General features: G+C 65.0%; 14 protein-coding genes. 5 read left to right on the top strand and 9 right to left on the bottom strand.

Translation table 11 applies throughout. The features are described 5' to 3' along the window. Both ACLBXN_RS15490 and ACLBXN_RS15485 read left to right on the top strand, forming a co-directional pair. Positions 1-826 (top strand): porin (locus ACLBXN_RS15490; RefSeq protein ID WP_447612730.1); only part of this gene is annotated, 826 nt, incomplete at its 5' end. Between the two features lie 151 nt (positions 827-977). Continuing rightward, a complete protein-coding gene (locus ACLBXN_RS15485; RefSeq protein ID WP_211458330.1) occupies positions 978-2,249 on the top strand; it encodes an MFS transporter in 1,272 nt (423 codons plus the stop codon). A gap of 231 nt (positions 2,250-2,480) precedes the next feature. Here ACLBXN_RS15485 and corA read toward each other — a convergent pair whose 3' ends face one another. The 4 genes from corA to tsaB all read right to left on the bottom strand — a co-directional run bounded on the left by corA (position 2,481) and on the right by tsaB (position 5,822). Then, positions 2,481-3,467, bottom strand: coding sequence for a magnesium/cobalt transporter CorA (corA, locus tag ACLBXN_RS15480; protein WP_167008106.1), 987 nt, complete (start codon positions 3,465-3,467; stop codon positions 2,481-2,483). 212 nt (positions 3,468-3,679) lie between these two features. Further along, complete coding sequence (locus ACLBXN_RS15475; protein ID WP_447612729.1) at positions 3,680-4,603, bottom strand: uracil-DNA glycosylase family protein; 924 nt, start codon at positions 4,601-4,603, stop codon at positions 3,680-3,682. After that, on the bottom strand, positions 4,594-5,106 hold the full coding sequence (gene rimI, locus ACLBXN_RS15470; RefSeq protein WP_003060455.1) for a ribosomal protein S18-alanine N-acetyltransferase: 513 nt from the start codon (positions 5,104-5,106) through the stop codon (positions 4,594-4,596). Before rimI ends, ACLBXN_RS15475 begins: the two co-directional genes overlap by 10 nt. A gap of 8 nt (positions 5,107-5,114) precedes the next feature. Then, complete coding sequence (tsaB, locus tag ACLBXN_RS15465) at positions 5,115-5,822, bottom strand: tRNA (adenosine(37)-N6)-threonylcarbamoyltransferase complex dimerization subunit type 1 TsaB (protein WP_447612728.1); 708 nt, start codon at positions 5,820-5,822, stop codon at positions 5,115-5,117. A 173-nt stretch (positions 5,823-5,995) separates the two neighbouring features. On the opposite strand from tsaB, the gene dacB reads away from it, so the two are divergent. The 3 genes from dacB to ACLBXN_RS15450 all read left to right on the top strand — a co-directional run bounded on the left by dacB (position 5,996) and on the right by ACLBXN_RS15450 (position 9,563). Beyond that, positions 5,996-7,444 carry a D-alanyl-D-alanine carboxypeptidase/D-alanyl-D-alanine endopeptidase gene (dacB, locus tag ACLBXN_RS15460; protein ID WP_447612727.1) on the top strand — a complete coding sequence of 483 codons (1,449 nt, stop codon included), beginning with the start codon at positions 5,996-5,998 and terminating at the stop codon, positions 7,442-7,444. Positions 7,445-7,667: 223 nt separating this feature from the next. Then, a complete protein-coding gene (locus tag ACLBXN_RS15455) occupies positions 7,668-8,858 on the top strand; it encodes an SGNH/GDSL hydrolase family protein (protein WP_447612726.1) in 1,191 nt (396 codons plus the stop codon). Positions 8,859-8,891: 33 nt separating this feature from the next. After that, positions 8,892-9,563: an OmpW/AlkL family protein gene (locus ACLBXN_RS15450; protein WP_043006603.1), complete on the top strand. Its 672-nt coding sequence runs from the start codon at positions 8,892-8,894 to the stop codon at positions 9,561-9,563. Between the two features lie 61 nt (positions 9,564-9,624). On the opposite strand, the gene ACLBXN_RS15445 is transcribed toward ACLBXN_RS15450, so the two are convergent. From ACLBXN_RS15445 to ACLBXN_RS15425, 5 genes are read right to left on the bottom strand one after another with little or no spacing between them, the layout of a single operon-like run. Continuing rightward, a complete protein-coding gene (locus tag ACLBXN_RS15445; RefSeq protein WP_447612725.1) occupies positions 9,625-10,791 on the bottom strand; it encodes an acyl-CoA dehydrogenase family protein in 1,167 nt (388 codons plus the stop codon). Positions 10,792-10,827: 36 nt separating this feature from the next. Further along, a complete protein-coding gene (locus tag ACLBXN_RS15440) occupies positions 10,828-11,709 on the bottom strand; it encodes a hypothetical protein (RefSeq protein WP_447612724.1) in 882 nt (293 codons plus the stop codon). After that, positions 11,702-12,535, bottom strand: coding sequence for an ABC transporter permease (locus tag ACLBXN_RS15435; protein WP_447612723.1), 834 nt, complete (start codon positions 12,533-12,535; stop codon positions 11,702-11,704). Before ACLBXN_RS15435 ends, ACLBXN_RS15440 begins: the two co-directional genes overlap by 8 nt. Next, complete coding sequence (locus tag ACLBXN_RS15430; RefSeq protein WP_211458341.1) at positions 12,532-13,425, bottom strand: ABC transporter ATP-binding protein; 894 nt, start codon at positions 13,423-13,425, stop codon at positions 12,532-12,534. The genes ACLBXN_RS15435 and ACLBXN_RS15430 overlap by 4 nt, the downstream gene beginning before the upstream one ends. Beyond that, the gene (locus ACLBXN_RS15425; RefSeq protein ID WP_003072550.1) at positions 13,422-14,438 is read right to left on the bottom strand and encodes an ABC transporter substrate-binding protein; all 1,017 of its coding nucleotides are present in this window, start codon (positions 14,436-14,438) and stop codon (positions 13,422-13,424) included. The genes ACLBXN_RS15430 and ACLBXN_RS15425 overlap by 4 nt, the downstream gene beginning before the upstream one ends. Positions 14,439-14,518: the final 80 nt, after the last annotated feature.

Raw genomic sequence — 14,518 nt, 5'->3', positions numbered from 1 at the left:
CGAGGCCGGCCTGGACGTGGACAGCGGCGCGGGCAAGGCCACGGGCGGCGGCCTGAACTTCAACCGCCGCTCCACCGTCAGCCTGATGGGCAACTGGGGCGAGGTGCGCCTGGGGCGCGACGATTCGGCGACCTTTCTGAACACGCTGATCTTCGATCCCTTCCTGACTAACGGCGTGGGCGGCACTGGTGCCTTCACCATGCTGGGCATTCCGGGCGTTCCCTCGACCGGCGGGGCTCCCATACAGATCAGCAATGCGGTGAGCTATTTCCTGCCCCAGAACCTGGGCGGTTTCTACGGTCAGGCCCAGCTGGCATTCGGCGAGCAGCCCAGCGGCGCACCCAACAAGCGCGAGGGCGACTATCGCGGCCTGCGCCTGGGTTACCGTCAGGGGGCGTTCAACGGCGCGCTGGCCACGGGCCGGCTCTACGGCAACACCAGCGACACCAATCTGACGGCGAACAATGTCGGCCTGTCCTACGACTTCGGCGTGGCCAAGCCCATGCTGCTGTGGGCCTCGGAAAAGCGCGGCGGCACCAAGATCACGGCCGTGCAGCTGGGCGTGACCGCTCCCCTAGGCAATGGCGAGGCCCGTGCTTCCTTCGGCCACTACAACCTGTCCGGCAGCAATGCCGACTGGAACAAGATCAGCGTGGGCTATGGCTACAACCTCTCCAAGCGCACCCAGGTCTACGGCACTTATGCCTTCCTGAAGAACAAGGGCTCGGCGGCGAAGTCCATCGGCGTGCAGGGGCTGAGCGCTCCCGGCACCACGCCGGGCGGCAACTCCAACGGCCTGGAACTGGGCATCCGCCACTTCTTCTGATCCTGCCCCGTCGGGCCGGCATGGGCCGGCCCCGGGGTTTCGGCGGCAGCACGGCTGCCCCACCGCGCGTCCGCCAGGACGTGCGCCCTGGCGGGGCCGGCGGGTGCCGGTCCCGGCTTTTTCCTCTCTCAACGCTAGCCGGACTCCTATCATGAAAGACTCACGCTCGTTGCGCTGGTGGGGCGTGGTCACGCTGTTCGTGATCGTCGCCATTTCCTACGTGGACCGGATCAATATCTCGGTCCTCATCACCGATCACGACTTTCTGTCGCACATCGGCCTCACCCCTGACGACCGAACGCGCCAGGGCCTGCTGGCCACGGCCTTCATGGTCGGCTACGGTGTTTCGTCCTTTGTGCTCACTCCATTCTGCGCGGCGCTGTTCGGCGTGCGCCGCAGCCTGTTTGCCGGCTTGCTGCTATGGGGTGTGGTGACCTTTCTGTCGCCGGCCATGAACAGCTACGGGCTGCTGCTGGCATCGCGCATTCTGCTGGGCGTGTCCGAGGGACCGCTGTTCTCGCTGGCAGGCAGCTACATCAAGGCGCATTTCGAGAGCCGCGAGAACGGCAAGCCCAACTCCCTGGTCAATATGGGCACCGGGCTGGGCCTGGCGGTGGGCTATCCCTTCGTCGGCTACCTGGTCGTGGGCCACAACTGGGAGACCTCGTTCCATGTGCTGGGCCTGATCAACGTGCTGCTCGGCGTTCCGCTGGTCTGGGCCTTTGTGCGCATGCCCAAGGTGGAGACCGGCATGCCCAAACCCCAGTCGGTGGGCGAGGCCGTGGGTCAGGTCGGCCAGATCGTGCGCGGTGCCATGCACACGCGCTATCTGTGGCTGATCACCATTCTCACGGCGGCCTTTCTGTCCTATCTCTGGGGCAGCAGCAACTGGCTGCCCGCCTATCTCAAGGAGTCGCGCGGCTTTTCCATGCGCGAGATGGGTTGGCTGGCTTCGCTGCCGCAATACGCGAGCGTGGCTGCGGTCTTCGTGGGCGGCATGATCATCGACCGCATCGCGCGCCGCCAGGTGCCGCTGATCTTTGTCTTCGGCAGCCTCGGCGTGGCGATCGCCGTGTGGCTGGCCATCCATATGGAAGACCGCTATGCGGCGGCCTATTGCCTGATTGCCGCCAACTTCTGCTGGGGACTGATGAGCCCGGCCATTCCGAGCACCGTGCAGCATTGCGCGCGGCCCGAGCATGTGGCCAGCGCCTATGGCGTGGTCAACGGTGCGGGCAGTCTGGTCGCGGGCTTCATGCCGGCCATCATGGGGGCGGTGATAGGTGCGCTGTCGACACGCGGCGGCGTGGCTGCTGGATTCTTCGCAGGCTTTTCAGCGCTGATCGGCACGCAGGTGATCGTGATGCTCTGCGGCATCGTGCTCTGGGTGCGCGAGCGCGGTGCTCAAGCGCAGTCATCGTGATGCACATGCAAAAAAAGGAGCGCATGGCGCTCCTTTTTTATGGGTTTCAGCATCTTTTGAGTCTGAGATGACCGTTGATCAGGCGTGAGCAGCTCCCTTTTTTGATCAGTAATGCCTTGGACCTGGTGCCGCGTATCTGAGCAGACACGGAGCAGGGGCTGTCCCAGCAAAGGGCTGCCCCAGCAAAGCTGTCGTCCCCCTCGGGGGAAGGCGCATAGCGCCACAGGGGGTCTATTTCAGCCAGCCGCGCTTGCGGAAATACAGCATGGGGCCGACGGCGCTCAGAATCATCAGCAGCACCACATAGCCGTAACCGAACTCCCAGTCCAGCTCGGGCATGAACTTGAAGTTCATGCCGTAGACGCTGGCAATCAGCGTGGGCGGAAGCAGGGCCACGCTGGCCACCGAGAAGATCTTGATGATCTTGTTCTGGTTGATGTTGATGAAGCCGACCGTGGCATCCATCAGGAAGTTGATCTTGTCGAACAGAAAGGCCGTGTGGCTGTCCAGCGACTCGATGTCGCGCAGGATCTGGCGCGCTTCCTCGAACTGCTCGGCGTTGAGCATCTTGGAGCGCATCAGAAAGCTCACGGCGCGGCGCGTATCCATGACGTTGCGGCGGATGCGGCCGTTCAAGTCTTCCTGGCGGGCGATCGCGCCCAGCACTTCCTTGGCCATTTCGTCGGTCACATCGCCGGACAGCACCATCTTGCTGGCTTTTTCCAGGTCGTCGTAGATGCGCTCCAGCGTATCGGCCGAGTATTCGGCGTCCGCGTCAAACAGCTTGAGCAGCACGTCCTCGGCTGCGTCGATCAGACCCGGTGCGCGACGCGCGCGCATGCGCAGCAGGCGAAAGACCGGCACATCCTCGTCGTGAATCGAAAACAGCACGCCGTGGCTGCGCAGCGCGGCATTGTGCTGGTTGAGGATGAAGGCCACGCGCACCGAGCGGGGGTCTTCGTCATCGTCGATCAGAAAGTCGCTGCGAATATGCAGCTCGCCGTTGTCTTCTTCGTAGAAGCGCGCCGACTCCTCGATGTCCTCGTCCATCGCGTCTTCGGGGATGGACAGTTCGTAGTGCTGCTTGATCCAGCGCTTTTCTTCGAGGGTGGGCGACTCCAGGTCGACCCAGATGGGGCGAAAGCGTTCGAGGTCTGCCAGGGACTCGATTTCTTCCTGAACGAGTCGACCATTGGCCAGCGTAAAGATGTTGAGCATCAGCTCACTCCCGGTTGTTCTTGAGGTTCTGCAGGGATCAGGGCGCTTTCAACCCCCACAGTCTTCACCGGGAGCTGAAAGCTACCAACTAGGGTAGGTTTCCACGGATGTCTTTCAATAATTCGAAGCCAGTGATTATGCTACGTTGCACTGCAGCATGTCGCCTGCGTCATAGTTGGGAGAGTGGGTAAGCGGGGCTTGTCGCCCGCCTGTCACAGCCCCTTGGTAAAGGCGTCGGCCTGCACCAGGTCGGCCCAGGCTCCGGCCTTGGCCTGCGGCGCACGCAGCAGATAGTTGGGGTCGTAGGTCACCACCGTGGGCACGCCCGCAATGTGGTGCGGTTCGGCTCGCAGCCGGCCCAGCGCATCATGGCGGCCCAGCACGGCGCGTGCACTGGCCAGGCCCAGAACCAGCACGCAATCGGGGCGCAGCTCGCGCAGCAGTGTTTCCAGCGCGGGTTGCAGTGCCTGGGCATGGCTGAGATCGGCATCGGGCGGCGCGCGGTGCAGTGCAGCGCTGAAGACGCGCGGCTTTTCCTGCAGTCCGAGAGCGCGCAGCATATTGTCCAGCAGCCTGGCGGCATCGCCCTGCAGCGCCGTCTGGGCGCAGTCGGCCGCAGGCCTTTGCGCCGGGCTCAGCAGGGGCGGGTTGGCTGCCGGCTCCAGCAGTATCAGCCAGCCGCCTTGCTCGGCGCTTTGCACATGCTGAGGCGCATGGGGGTAGACCAGCTGGGCCGGGCTGATGGTCCAGCCCAGGCCAGGCTCGCCAGCCGGGCCTGCGGCGGGTTGCTGCACGAACTGGCGCGGTTCGTGTGCCCGGTGGCCGGACAGATTCTGGGGCGGTGGACTGGCGGGTCTGGTCGGCTGGGCGGGCGGTTGAACCGGTGCCGGCGCTGCCTCGGCTACGGGCGCGGCGGCCTGCGCCACGGGTGGGCTTACGGGCGGACTTACGGGGGCCGGCGGCGCCACGCGCATTGCCGGTGCCGCGACGGGCAGGGGCTCGGCGACCGGTAACGGTACGGCGGCGACTGCAGTGACTGCAGCCACTGCCACGGGTTCCATGGGTTCGGGCAACCAGACGGTGATGCCCATGGCTTCCAGCATGGCCCGCTGGCGGGCGTCCAGGTTCAGGGCCATAGTTTCAGACTCATGAGCACCGCATGTTCGCGCGGGCCGTTGGGGTTGGGGTAGTAGTTCTTGCGCAGACCGACTTCGGCAAAGCCGTGCCTGAGATAGACCTCGCGGGCGCGGGCATTGCTTTCGCGCACTTCCAGCCAGATCCATTGGGCATTCTGCTGCCGCGACCAAAGCGCCAGCGCGTCGAGCAGCACGCGCGCCCAGCCCTGGCGCTGGCAGGCCGGGTTGACGGTGATATTGAGCAAATGCACCTCGTCCAGCGCCTGCATGGCGACAAAGTAGCCCAGCAACTGGTGATCGGCATCGACCAGCAGCTGTATCTGGTAGCCGGCCACCATGGCATCCTGGAAGTTGCCGCGCGTCCATGGGTGGACATAGGCCTGCTCCTCGATCGGGAGCAAGGTGTCCAGCCAGAGTGCGGACAGCGGCTCGAAATGCACCAGGGATGCCGCATCCTGGGTGCTGGCGTCGGTGGCGAGTGTGGAGCTGCTGGGCAAGGTCATGAGGTTGCTTATCGGGAGGCGGCGTCGGAGACAGCGGCAGCGGCGGCCTTCTCGGCTTCGCGTTCGGCCGTGGTTTTTGCCACTTTATCGCGGATATAGCGTGGCAGCGCCTCTTCGGCCGGCACCGCGCAGCCTTTTGCCAACAGTGCCGGAGCCAGACGCAGCATGGCCGTGGCCGTGGGCATGGCATGCACATGGCGGGCGGCGGGTGCCAGCAGCTCGGGGTAGACGGGCTGGGCATTGCCTGCCACGGCATGGGCGGCTGCAGCCTGCAAAGCCTCTGGGGCGCACAGACCGAAGTCCTCGGGCTCGATCCACTGGCCGTCCACATAGCGGAACGCGGCGTGATAGACCTCGTGCATGCGCGCGTCGAGCACGGCCTCCACCTCGGTGCAGCCATGCAGATGACGGGCCTCTTCGGCCACGGTGAGCAGCGAGTCCACGGGCAGCACGGGAACCTTGGCGGCAAACGCCAGACCCTGGGTGATGGCGCAGGCCGTGCGCAGGCCCGTGAAGGAGCCGGGACCGCGCCCGAAGGCAATGGCGTCCAGCTGCGCAAAGCTCATCCCCGCCTCCTTCATGAGCTGGCGGATGGCCGGCAGCAACTGGGCCGACGACTGCTGCGCGCCCGGACCGCTGTGCTGCCAGATGGCATCGCCACGCTGGACGGCAACAAACAAGGTATCGGTACTGGTGTCGATGGCGAGAAGATTCATGTTCGGCGGGGCGTCAGCCGCAGGCGGGCTGGAGCGCAATAAGGGCTGCACTGGACTGCACTGGGCTGCAGGAGAGGGCAGCGTAGCCCTGCATTATCGGACGCCCGCCGCCAGCTTGCCGCGGGCGCTGCCAATGCCCGGCATGGGCGTAGCCCGGCGTAGACTCTGGCCCCATGCTGCAGACCCCCTTCTTTCTTCGCAAGACCCTGAGCGCGCTGGGCGCATCGTTGCTGGCGCTGCTGGCACAGCCCGCGCTGGCGCAGTCCCTGCCTGCCGACACCCGCATTCCCGCCGCTGTGGACGCGGCGCTGCAACGCGCCAAGATTCCGCGCGATGCCGTATCGCTGCTGGTGATGAATGTGGATGGCAGATCGCCACCGAACCTGGCCTGGCGCACGCACCAGGCCATGAATCCGGCCTCGGTCATGAAGCTGGTCACCACCTATGCGGCACTCGACCAGCTGGGCCCGGCCTATGTCTGGCGCACGCCCGTCTACCTGGGCGGCCCGGTGGTCGATGGCGCCTTGCGCGGCAACCTCTACATCCAGGGCCAGGGCGACCCCAAGCTGGTGCTGGAGCGTCTGTGGCTGATGCTGCGCCGCCTGCAAGGCATGGGCGTCAAGGTCATCGTGGGCGATATCGTGCTGGACCGCAGCGCCTTTCAGCTGCCCGCGCATGATGCGGCGGTCTTCGACAACGAGCCCTGGCGGCCCTACAACGCCTCGCCCGATGCGCTGCTGATCAACTACAAGGCCGTGGCGCTGAATATTGCTCCCGATGCAGGAGCTGGTGTCGCCCGTATTCAATACGATCCGCCAATGTTTGGTATGGAAAACCAGCAGACAGTTGCGCTGGCTGCTCCTAATTCTGATTGCGGCGACTGGCGCAGCAAGATGCAGCTGGACATGAGCAATCCGCAGCGCATCGCCTTCAACGGCAGCTATCCGGCAAGTTGTGGCGACAAGAGCTGGTCCATCGCACCGGCGCAGCCCGAGCGCTTTGCGGCCAAGGCCATAGAAGGCATGTGGCGCGAGCTGGGCGGCAAGCTCACCGGCGCCGTGCGCGACGGCAGCGTGCCCCAGGGTCTGCAGCCGGCGTTCCAGCTGGAGTCTCCGGCACTGTCCGAAGTGGTGCGCGACATCAACAAATACAGCAACAACATCATGGCCCAGCATGTGCTGCTCACCCTGGGCATGCAGCGCACCGGCGTGGCCAGCTTCGACTCCGCACGGCAGTCGCTGGCCCAGTGGTGGGCCGCGCGCTGGGGCAATGCCGAGCAGCCCGTGGTGGACAACGGCGCAGGCCTGAGCCGCAATGCCAGCATCACGGCCAGCGGACTGGGGCAGATGCTGCAGAACGCCTGGGTCTCTCCCGTGATGCCCGAGTTCGTCTCCTCCATGCCCATCGTCGGCGTGGACGGTACGCTGCGCCGCAGCAAGAGCCGGTTTGCGGGCGCGGCCCACCTCAAGACCGGCAGCCTGCGCGACTCGGCGGCACTGGCCGGCTATGTCGACGGAGCCAGCGGCCAGCGCTATGTGCTGGTGGCCATGGCCAACCATGCCAATGCGGCCGCGGCGCGCACGGCCTGGGATGCACTGGTGGACTGGACGGCGGCCCAGTAGCGGGCTGGTGGCGGCCGCTCGCCGCCCTTTGCCAGCCTCGACAAACCGGACCAAGGTCCGGTTTTTTGTTGCGTGACAGCCTGATGACCCGCTTGTTGAGCGTTGGATTTTTGTCCGACCATCGGTAATTGCCCGATAACAACGCGGGGATGAGTGTCGCTAGGATGACGCTGAGGAAAAAAGCACGACCGTGCGATTCACAACACCTCAGGAGAACATCATCTTGGCAAGCAAACTCAAACTCTTGGCGGCTGCAATGGCAACGGTGGGCCTGCTGGCGGCCTGCGGCGGCGGAGGCGGTGCCGATACCACCCCCAAGGCCAAGGTCACCTCGGTCAAGGTCATGGGCGACAGCCTCTCGGACAGCGGCACCTTCGGCTACAAGTTCACCGTGCAGGGCAACGATCCGACGACCGGCAAGCCCTATCTGGTCTGGCCCGAGCGCATTGCCGATCTCTACAGCACCTCGCTGTGCGCGCATTACAAGCCCACCAGCCAGACCACGTTTGTGACCGCCAATGCGGGCTGCACCAACTACGCCATCGGCGGCGCGCAGATCAACTATGTCGATGCCTCCGGCCAGGTGGTGAACTCGCCCATCTCCGTGCTGCAGCAGATCAAGGATGCGGGCGCGGCCGGTGTTTCCTCCAACGACCTGATCCTCATCGATGGCGGCGCCAATGACGCAGCCGCGCTGATCACGGCCGTGCTGACCTATCAGTCGGCTGCCGGAACCTATGCCGTGACGGGGTCGCCCGCCGATGGCGCCAAGGCGCAGGCGGCGCAGAAGTACCTGCAGGCCTTCCTGGCTTCCAAGATCGATACCGCAACGCTGACGGCCCTGCTGTCCCAGGGCTCGGACGGCATCGTCAAGGCTGGCGGCCTGTACATGCAGACGCTGGCCCAGAACCTGGCGACCAGCATGCAGACGGATCTGCTGGCCAAGGGCGCCACGCGCATCGCCGTGCTGAACATCCCGGCCATCCAGATGACCCCCAAGTTCACCACCGTGCTGGCCCAGATCGCCCAGGCCCAGGGCACGGCCGCCTCCAAGCAGGCCGAAGCCCTGCTGGACGGCTGGGTGAGCGCGTTCAACGCCACCCTGAAGACCGCCGCAGGCAATGACAGCCGCATCGCCGTGGTGGACTTCTACACCGAGTTCAAGAGCCAGATCTCCAACCCTGCGGCCTACAACTTCACCAATGCCACGGTGGCAGCCTGCTCCAAGATCGGTACCGATGAGCTGTCCACCTGCAGCGCCGACAAGCTGGCCGCCAGCATTCCTCAGGGCGAAACCAGCCCCGACTGGTGGAAGAGCTATGTCTTCGCCAACAGCTTCCACCCCACCCCTTACGGCTACCAGCAGATGGGTCAGCTGGTGTCGCGTTCGCTGGCACAGGCCGGCTGGCTCTAAGCCCATCCGCAGCAAGAATCAGGAGAGACAACAATGAAGAAACATATGCGGATTTCTGCCGCCGTTCTGGCCCTGACGGCCTGCGGTTTGGCCAGCGCCCAATCTGCGGGCACCTGGTCGGCACGTGTGGGCATCACCCATCTATCGCCCGATGTGAGCAGCGGCAATCTGTCGGCACCATCCTTTCCCAACACCAAGGTCGACGCGGGCAGCAACACCCAGCTGGGTGGCGGTATCACCTATATGGTGACCGACAATCTGGCGCTGGACGTGCCTCTGGCCACGCCCTTCAAGCATGACCTGTCGGGAGCTGGCGCGATTGCCGGTGTGGGCAAGCTGGGCAGTACCAAGGCGATACCGGCCACGCTGATGCTGCAGTACCGCTTCAACGAGGCCAAGGCCGCGTTTCGCCCCTATGTGGGAGCCGGCGTGACCTATGCCCATTTCTATGGCGAAAAGACCACGGCCACGCTCAACGGTCTGAGCGGCGGCACGCTGGCCAATCCGACCACGGCTGAACTCGACGACAAGTTCGGTGCACTGGCCCAGCTGGGCTTTGTCTACCAGTTCAATGAGCGCTGGTTTGTGGATGCGTCCTACTCCAAGAGCTTTCTGAAGACCAAGATCCACCTGTCTTCGGGCCAGAGCATCAGCGTCAGGCTCAATCCCGATGTGTTTTCCATGGCCATAGGCTACCGCTTCTGAGGCTGCGCGGCCGACACAAAAAATCCGGGCTGGTCCCGGATTTTTCTTTTTGGCTGCGGCTTCAGTTGTAGTGCTGGGCCGAAGGCTCCTCGCCATGCACGGCCCAGCGGCCCAGCGCCTGGAGCTTGTAGTCCAGCGGATCGTGCAGGGTATGGGTGCGAACATTGCGCCAGAAACGGTCGAAGCCGAGGTCGGCATGGGTGCCGCGTGAACCCACCACATCGAACATTTCCTGGGTGGCGAAAAGGGTGCAGCGATGTGCCATGACCTTGGCTTCGAAGACGGCGATGGCGACCTCGGCGCGTTCCGCCGCGCTCAGCCCAGGGCCGCGCTCCCAGGCTTTTTGCAGCAGCTCTGCGCCGTGGTCGGCCATCAAGGCAGCTCCCGAAATCTGGGCCTGCATCTCGCCCATGCGACGCAGCAGATAGGGATCGTCGGTGGCGCGCTCCACCGCCGAGCCCAGCCAGGGCCGGCCATGTTCGCGCGCATAGTCGCGAGCCTGCCGGCGCGCGCCCTGGGCCACGCCGACAAACAGATTGACCAGCACCAGTTGCGCCAGGCAGTTGCGCAGCGTATGAAAGGCCGTGACCTCGGCATTCTCGTCGCGCATGACGGCGCTGGCGGGAAGCTGGACGCGATTGAACTGCACCGAGCCGCTGTCGGTCTGACGCTGGCCCATGGGGTTCCAGTCGTCCTTGACGGCAATGCCGGGCGAAGCGGTCTCAAGCAGGCCCAGAACGGGCTGCGCATGGCCTGCCACGCTGGCCGATACCGTCAGATAGTGAGAGCCGAGTGTGCCCGAGCAAAAGCCTTTCAAGCCGTCGAGCACATAACCGCCGGCCAGCTCCGAGCTGCGGGGCAGGGCCTGCAGACGCGTGTCGCGCGGGTTCAGCGCATTGCCCCACCAGCCGTTCTCATCGATGGTGCGGCGCAGCCAGAGGCGCTGCTGCTGGCGCGAGCCATAGATCAGCACGGTGGCGACCTGGAGCTGGTGAAACGCCAGCACATGGGCCAGGGCGCTGTCGACGGCGGCCAGGGCCCGGACATGGCGGTAGATGCCGGGCCAGCTCAGCGCATCGCCGCCATGTTCGCGGGGGATCGCCAGGCGCAGCAGGCCGGCATCGCGCAGCAAGGCTTTTTCCGCTGCCGCATGGCCGCCCTGGCGGTCGCGTGCGACGGCAGTTTTTTCCAGGGTGCCGAGTACATCGTTGAAGTGACTGGAGAACATGGTCGAGAAGGTGGATGGCGGAAAAGAGGCGGACGGTCAGTGGCAGATGGCCCCGTCTTCCAGCAAGGAAGCTTCCAGCGCAATCGTGCTGACGCGGTTGTCCTGCGCGCGTTGCTGCAGACCGCTGCGCTGCCATTGCTGGACGGCGTTCTGCAGCCAGCGGGTGGACTGCGCATCGGCCTTGGTCAGACGGATATGGGCCTGGTCCGTGGTGCGAAAGCGGTTGCCCAGACGGGTGTAGAAGCGCCAGTTGTCCTGTTGCAGCAGGCGCGTGATGACCTCTGGCGACTCGGCCAGAACATGGCATTTGCCGGCCAGGAAATCGCTGACTGCATGAATGCTGGAGGGCGCGAAAAGAGGCTGCAGGCCCTGGGCCTGCAAGGTGCTGGCAGAGGCCTGACCCGTGGCGACGCAGGCCTTGGGTCTGGGGGCGGCCTTCTGCGCCACATGCGGCAGCCAGGAGCTCCAGTGACCGGGGGCATGGCGGCTCCAGAGGGAGGCCTGCTGCTTGAGCACCAGCAGTTGCAGGCTCTGCGGCATATAGCTGCCGCCGGTCTGTCGATCGGCAGCGACCGGGCCGTCCTGCGGCGCCACGCCTTCGAGCACCAGGTCGGCATCGCTTGCGGGGGTGAATTTGACGCTGGTGCCCAGTTGCCGGCCCAGCCAGTCCGCCAGGGCCTGGTCGTAGACATCGGGCTCTGGCGGCAAGGCTTCGCCGGGCAGGGCAGGGCGCGCATAGCTGCGCAGGGCCACATGGAGCACGCCCTGGCGCCGGGCTTGTTGCAGCACCGGGCCTGCAGCCTCCGTGCCGCCGAGATCCGGCAGTGCCGGCCACAGCACGCCGGCCCCCGCGGCCGCGGCTGCCAGCGCGGTGCCTGCCAGGATCAAACGCCGCCAGGATTGCGCGGCGCTACTCATGAAATTCCATTCCGCTGCGCCAGCGCGTCAGGCGCTTTTCGAGCAAGGCCAGCCCATAGTTGAGGGCCAGGCCCAGAACGGCCAGCAGCACGATGCCGGCGTACATGCTGGGGATCTGGAAGATCTCCTGAGAGTTCAGCGTGAGAAAGCCCAGGCCCGCATGCGAGCCGATCATCTCGGCGGCGACCAGCGCGGTGATCGAATAGGCGCCCGCCAGTCGGATGCCGGTGAAGATGGACGGTGCCGCCGCCGGCAGGATGACCTTGAAGAAGATGAAGCCGCGCGAGGCCCCCATGGACAGCGCCGAATGAATCAGCAGCTTTTCCACCTGCTTGACGCCGCTGATGGTGTTGAGCAGCACCGGCCAGAAGGCTGCCCAGAAGATGATGGCGATCTTGGAGGCTTCGCCGATGCCGAAGAACAGCAGAAAGACCGGGAACAGCGCCAGTGCCGAGACCTGGCGGAACAGCTGCAGCAAGGGGTCGACAAAGGCTTCGAAGCGGCGCACCACGCCCATCAGCAGCCCCAGCGCCACGCCTGCCACGACGGCCAGAATCAGCCCTGCCAGCGAGCGCTGCAGGCTGGCCGCCACATGCTTGCCCAGCTGGCCGGTCTGCGCCAGCTGGACGATGGCTGCCAGAACCGCGGATGGCGGGCTGAGAAAGGCCGAATTGACCAGTCCCGCGCGCGGCAGGAATTCCCAGATGGCAAAGAACAGCAGCACGCAGGCCGAGCGCTCCAGCCATCGGAGCCCGAGTTGCCGGGAGGAAAGCAGTGACACCGGCTTGGCGGGGCGCCGGGATGGGGATGCGGCCAGTTGGCTCATATGGCAAATCCTCGCAAGGCCAGGCTGAAATCAGGGGCGGTGGGCAGCAGCGGTGCCAGCGGTTGCTGGCGGTGGCCGCTGGCAAAGGCGACTTCGTCGCGCAGCACATCCCAGGCCTGTTCGCGCAGCTGCACAAAGGCCGGGGCATGGCGTATCTCGGCGGGGCGCGGACGCGGCAGCGCTATGTCCAGAACGGATTTGATGCGACCCGGTCGGTGCGTCATGACGGCGATGCGATCCGACAGATAGATGGCTTCATCGAGGCTGTGGGTGATGAAGACGATGGTGGTCTTGTGCTGCTCCCAGATGCGCAGCAGCTCGGACTGCAGGATTTCGCGTGTCTGGGCATCGAGGGCGGCAAACGGCTCGTCCATCAGCAGCAGGCTGGGCGAATACGCCAGGGAGCGGGCGATGGCCACGCGCTGACGCATCCCGCCCGAGAGTTCGTGCGGGTAGCGCTGGCCGAAGCCGCTGAGGCCCACCAGGTGCAGAAACTGCTCGGCAGTCTCCCGGCGCTCGCGTTTGGGAATCTTGCGGATCTCCAGCCCGACCTCGATGTTCTGAAGCACGGTGCGCCACGGAAACAGCGCATAGCCCTGGAACACCACGCCCTGCTCGCGGTTGATGCCGCTGGCCGGCTGGCCGTCGATGCTGATGCTGCCGCCGGTCTTGCGCGCCAGCCCGGCCAGCACATTGAGAAACGTGGACTTGCCGCAGCCTGAAGGGCCGAGGAGGGTGAAGAACTCGCCTTCACGGATATCGAGATTGAAGTCCTGCAGGGCGGCGATCTGCTGCTTGCGGCCGCGCTCGTCGGCAATGGCGAAATCCATGCGCACATCGCGTGCCCGGATCTTGATGGCGGAGCCAGACTCGTCCAGGGCCGTGCTCATGTCGCGGCTCCCTTGGCAAAGGGGTTGAACTCGTTGGTGTACACATCCTTGACCGCCACCTTGCCCGGCTGCAGCTTGCCTTCGCGCTCCAGCACGTCGATGTAGTACTGGATGGGCGGCTCGGTGATGATCTGGTCGTCCACATAGGCATAGCGCTCCACATGCTTGAGCTCCATGCCGAGACGCTCGGCTGTGTAGCGGCGCGCTTCGTCGGTGTTGGCGTTGACCCAGTTGCCGGCCTTGGCGATGGCGGTGACCACATCGCGCACGGCCTGCGGGTTCTCGCGCGCAAACTTGCCGTTGACGCTATAGGGGGCCATGCCGCCCAGGCCGCGGTCCAGGTCGTAGTCGGTCCACAGGCGCTGCAGCTCGGGGTTGGCCTCGGCACCGCCGGAATGGGGTGGGTGGATTATGGCCAGATCCACATTGCGGCCGATCACGGCCTGCTCGCCCTGGTTGTCGGGAACGACCAGGAAGTTGATCTTGTTGACGTCGGCGCCGTGCTCGCGGAAATAGGTCTTGGAGACAAACTCGGCGCAGGCGCCGAAGCTGTTGAAGCCGATGGTCTTGCCTTCCAGATCCCTGGGCGTGCGGATGCCCGAATCCTTGCGCACGAAGTACTTCATATGCGGTGCCTCCTGCAGCGTCTTGCTGCCGGCGGCAATCACCTTCATGTCGGCCCCGGCCGCAATGGCCGAAATCACCAGCGGCACCATGCGCGAGCCGAAATGGATGTCGCCCGTGCCGACCAGCGGAATGATCTGGGGGGCGGCAATCTTGCCCACGTAGTTGGGGCGGGTGGAGGTCCCGTCGAAGTAGCCCAGTCTGTCGGCCAGATAGATCAGGTCGAAAGAGGGGTTGTCGGGGTAGTTGAAGGGAACGACCTTGCCATTTTGTGCCGTGCGGGTGGTTTCGCTGCTGGCCTGGTTGTCGGAGCGCGAGCAAGCCGCCAAGCCCAGGGATGCTGCACTGATGGACAGAAGCTTGCCAAGCGCGTCGCGACGGGTTCCCATGGTTCTAACCTTTGAAGTTGCTGTTGAAGCAAGCAAGGTTAGAGAAGGCGTCTAATAAAGAAAACGAATAAAAATTTGTA

It is taken from the genome of Comamonas sp. C24C, from assembly GCF_053345995.1.
The sequence above is the reverse complement of the archived record's forward strand: the minus strand, read 5'-3'. Positions and strand labels throughout refer to the sequence as shown.

Coding starts and splice junctions, on each gene's coding strand:
- ACLBXN_RS15430 (WP_211458341.1), bottom strand. CDS start 13,425: ATGAGCACGGCCCTGGACGAGTCTGGCTCCGCCATCAAGATCCGGGCA.
- ACLBXN_RS15440 (WP_447612724.1), bottom strand. CDS start 11,709: ATGAGTAGCGCCGCGCAATCCTGGCGGCGTTTGATCCTGGCAGGCACC.
- ACLBXN_RS15425 (WP_003072550.1), bottom strand. CDS start 14,438: ATGGGAACCCGTCGCGACGCGCTTGGCAAGCTTCTGTCCATCAGTGCA.
- ACLBXN_RS15435 (WP_447612723.1), bottom strand. CDS start 12,535: ATGAGCCAACTGGCCGCATCCCCATCCCGGCGCCCCGCCAAGCCGGTG.
- ACLBXN_RS15450 (WP_043006603.1), top strand. CDS start 8,892: ATGAAGAAACATATGCGGATTTCTGCCGCCGTTCTGGCCCTGACGGCC.
- dacB (WP_447612727.1), top strand. CDS start 5,996: ATGCTGCAGACCCCCTTCTTTCTTCGCAAGACCCTGAGCGCGCTGGGC.
- corA (WP_167008106.1), bottom strand. CDS start 3,467: ATGCTCAACATCTTTACGCTGGCCAATGGTCGACTCGTTCAGGAAGAA.
- rimI (WP_003060455.1), bottom strand. CDS start 5,106: ATGACCTTGCCCAGCAGCTCCACACTCGCCACCGACGCCAGCACCCAG.
- ACLBXN_RS15475 (WP_447612729.1), bottom strand. CDS start 4,603: ATGGCCCTGAACCTGGACGCCCGCCAGCGGGCCATGCTGGAAGCCATG.
- ACLBXN_RS15445 (WP_447612725.1), bottom strand. CDS start 10,791: ATGTTCTCCAGTCACTTCAACGATGTACTCGGCACCCTGGAAAAAACT.
- tsaB (WP_447612728.1), bottom strand. CDS start 5,822: ATGAATCTTCTCGCCATCGACACCAGTACCGATACCTTGTTTGTTGCC.
- ACLBXN_RS15485 (WP_211458330.1), top strand. CDS start 978: ATGAAAGACTCACGCTCGTTGCGCTGGTGGGGCGTGGTCACGCTGTTC.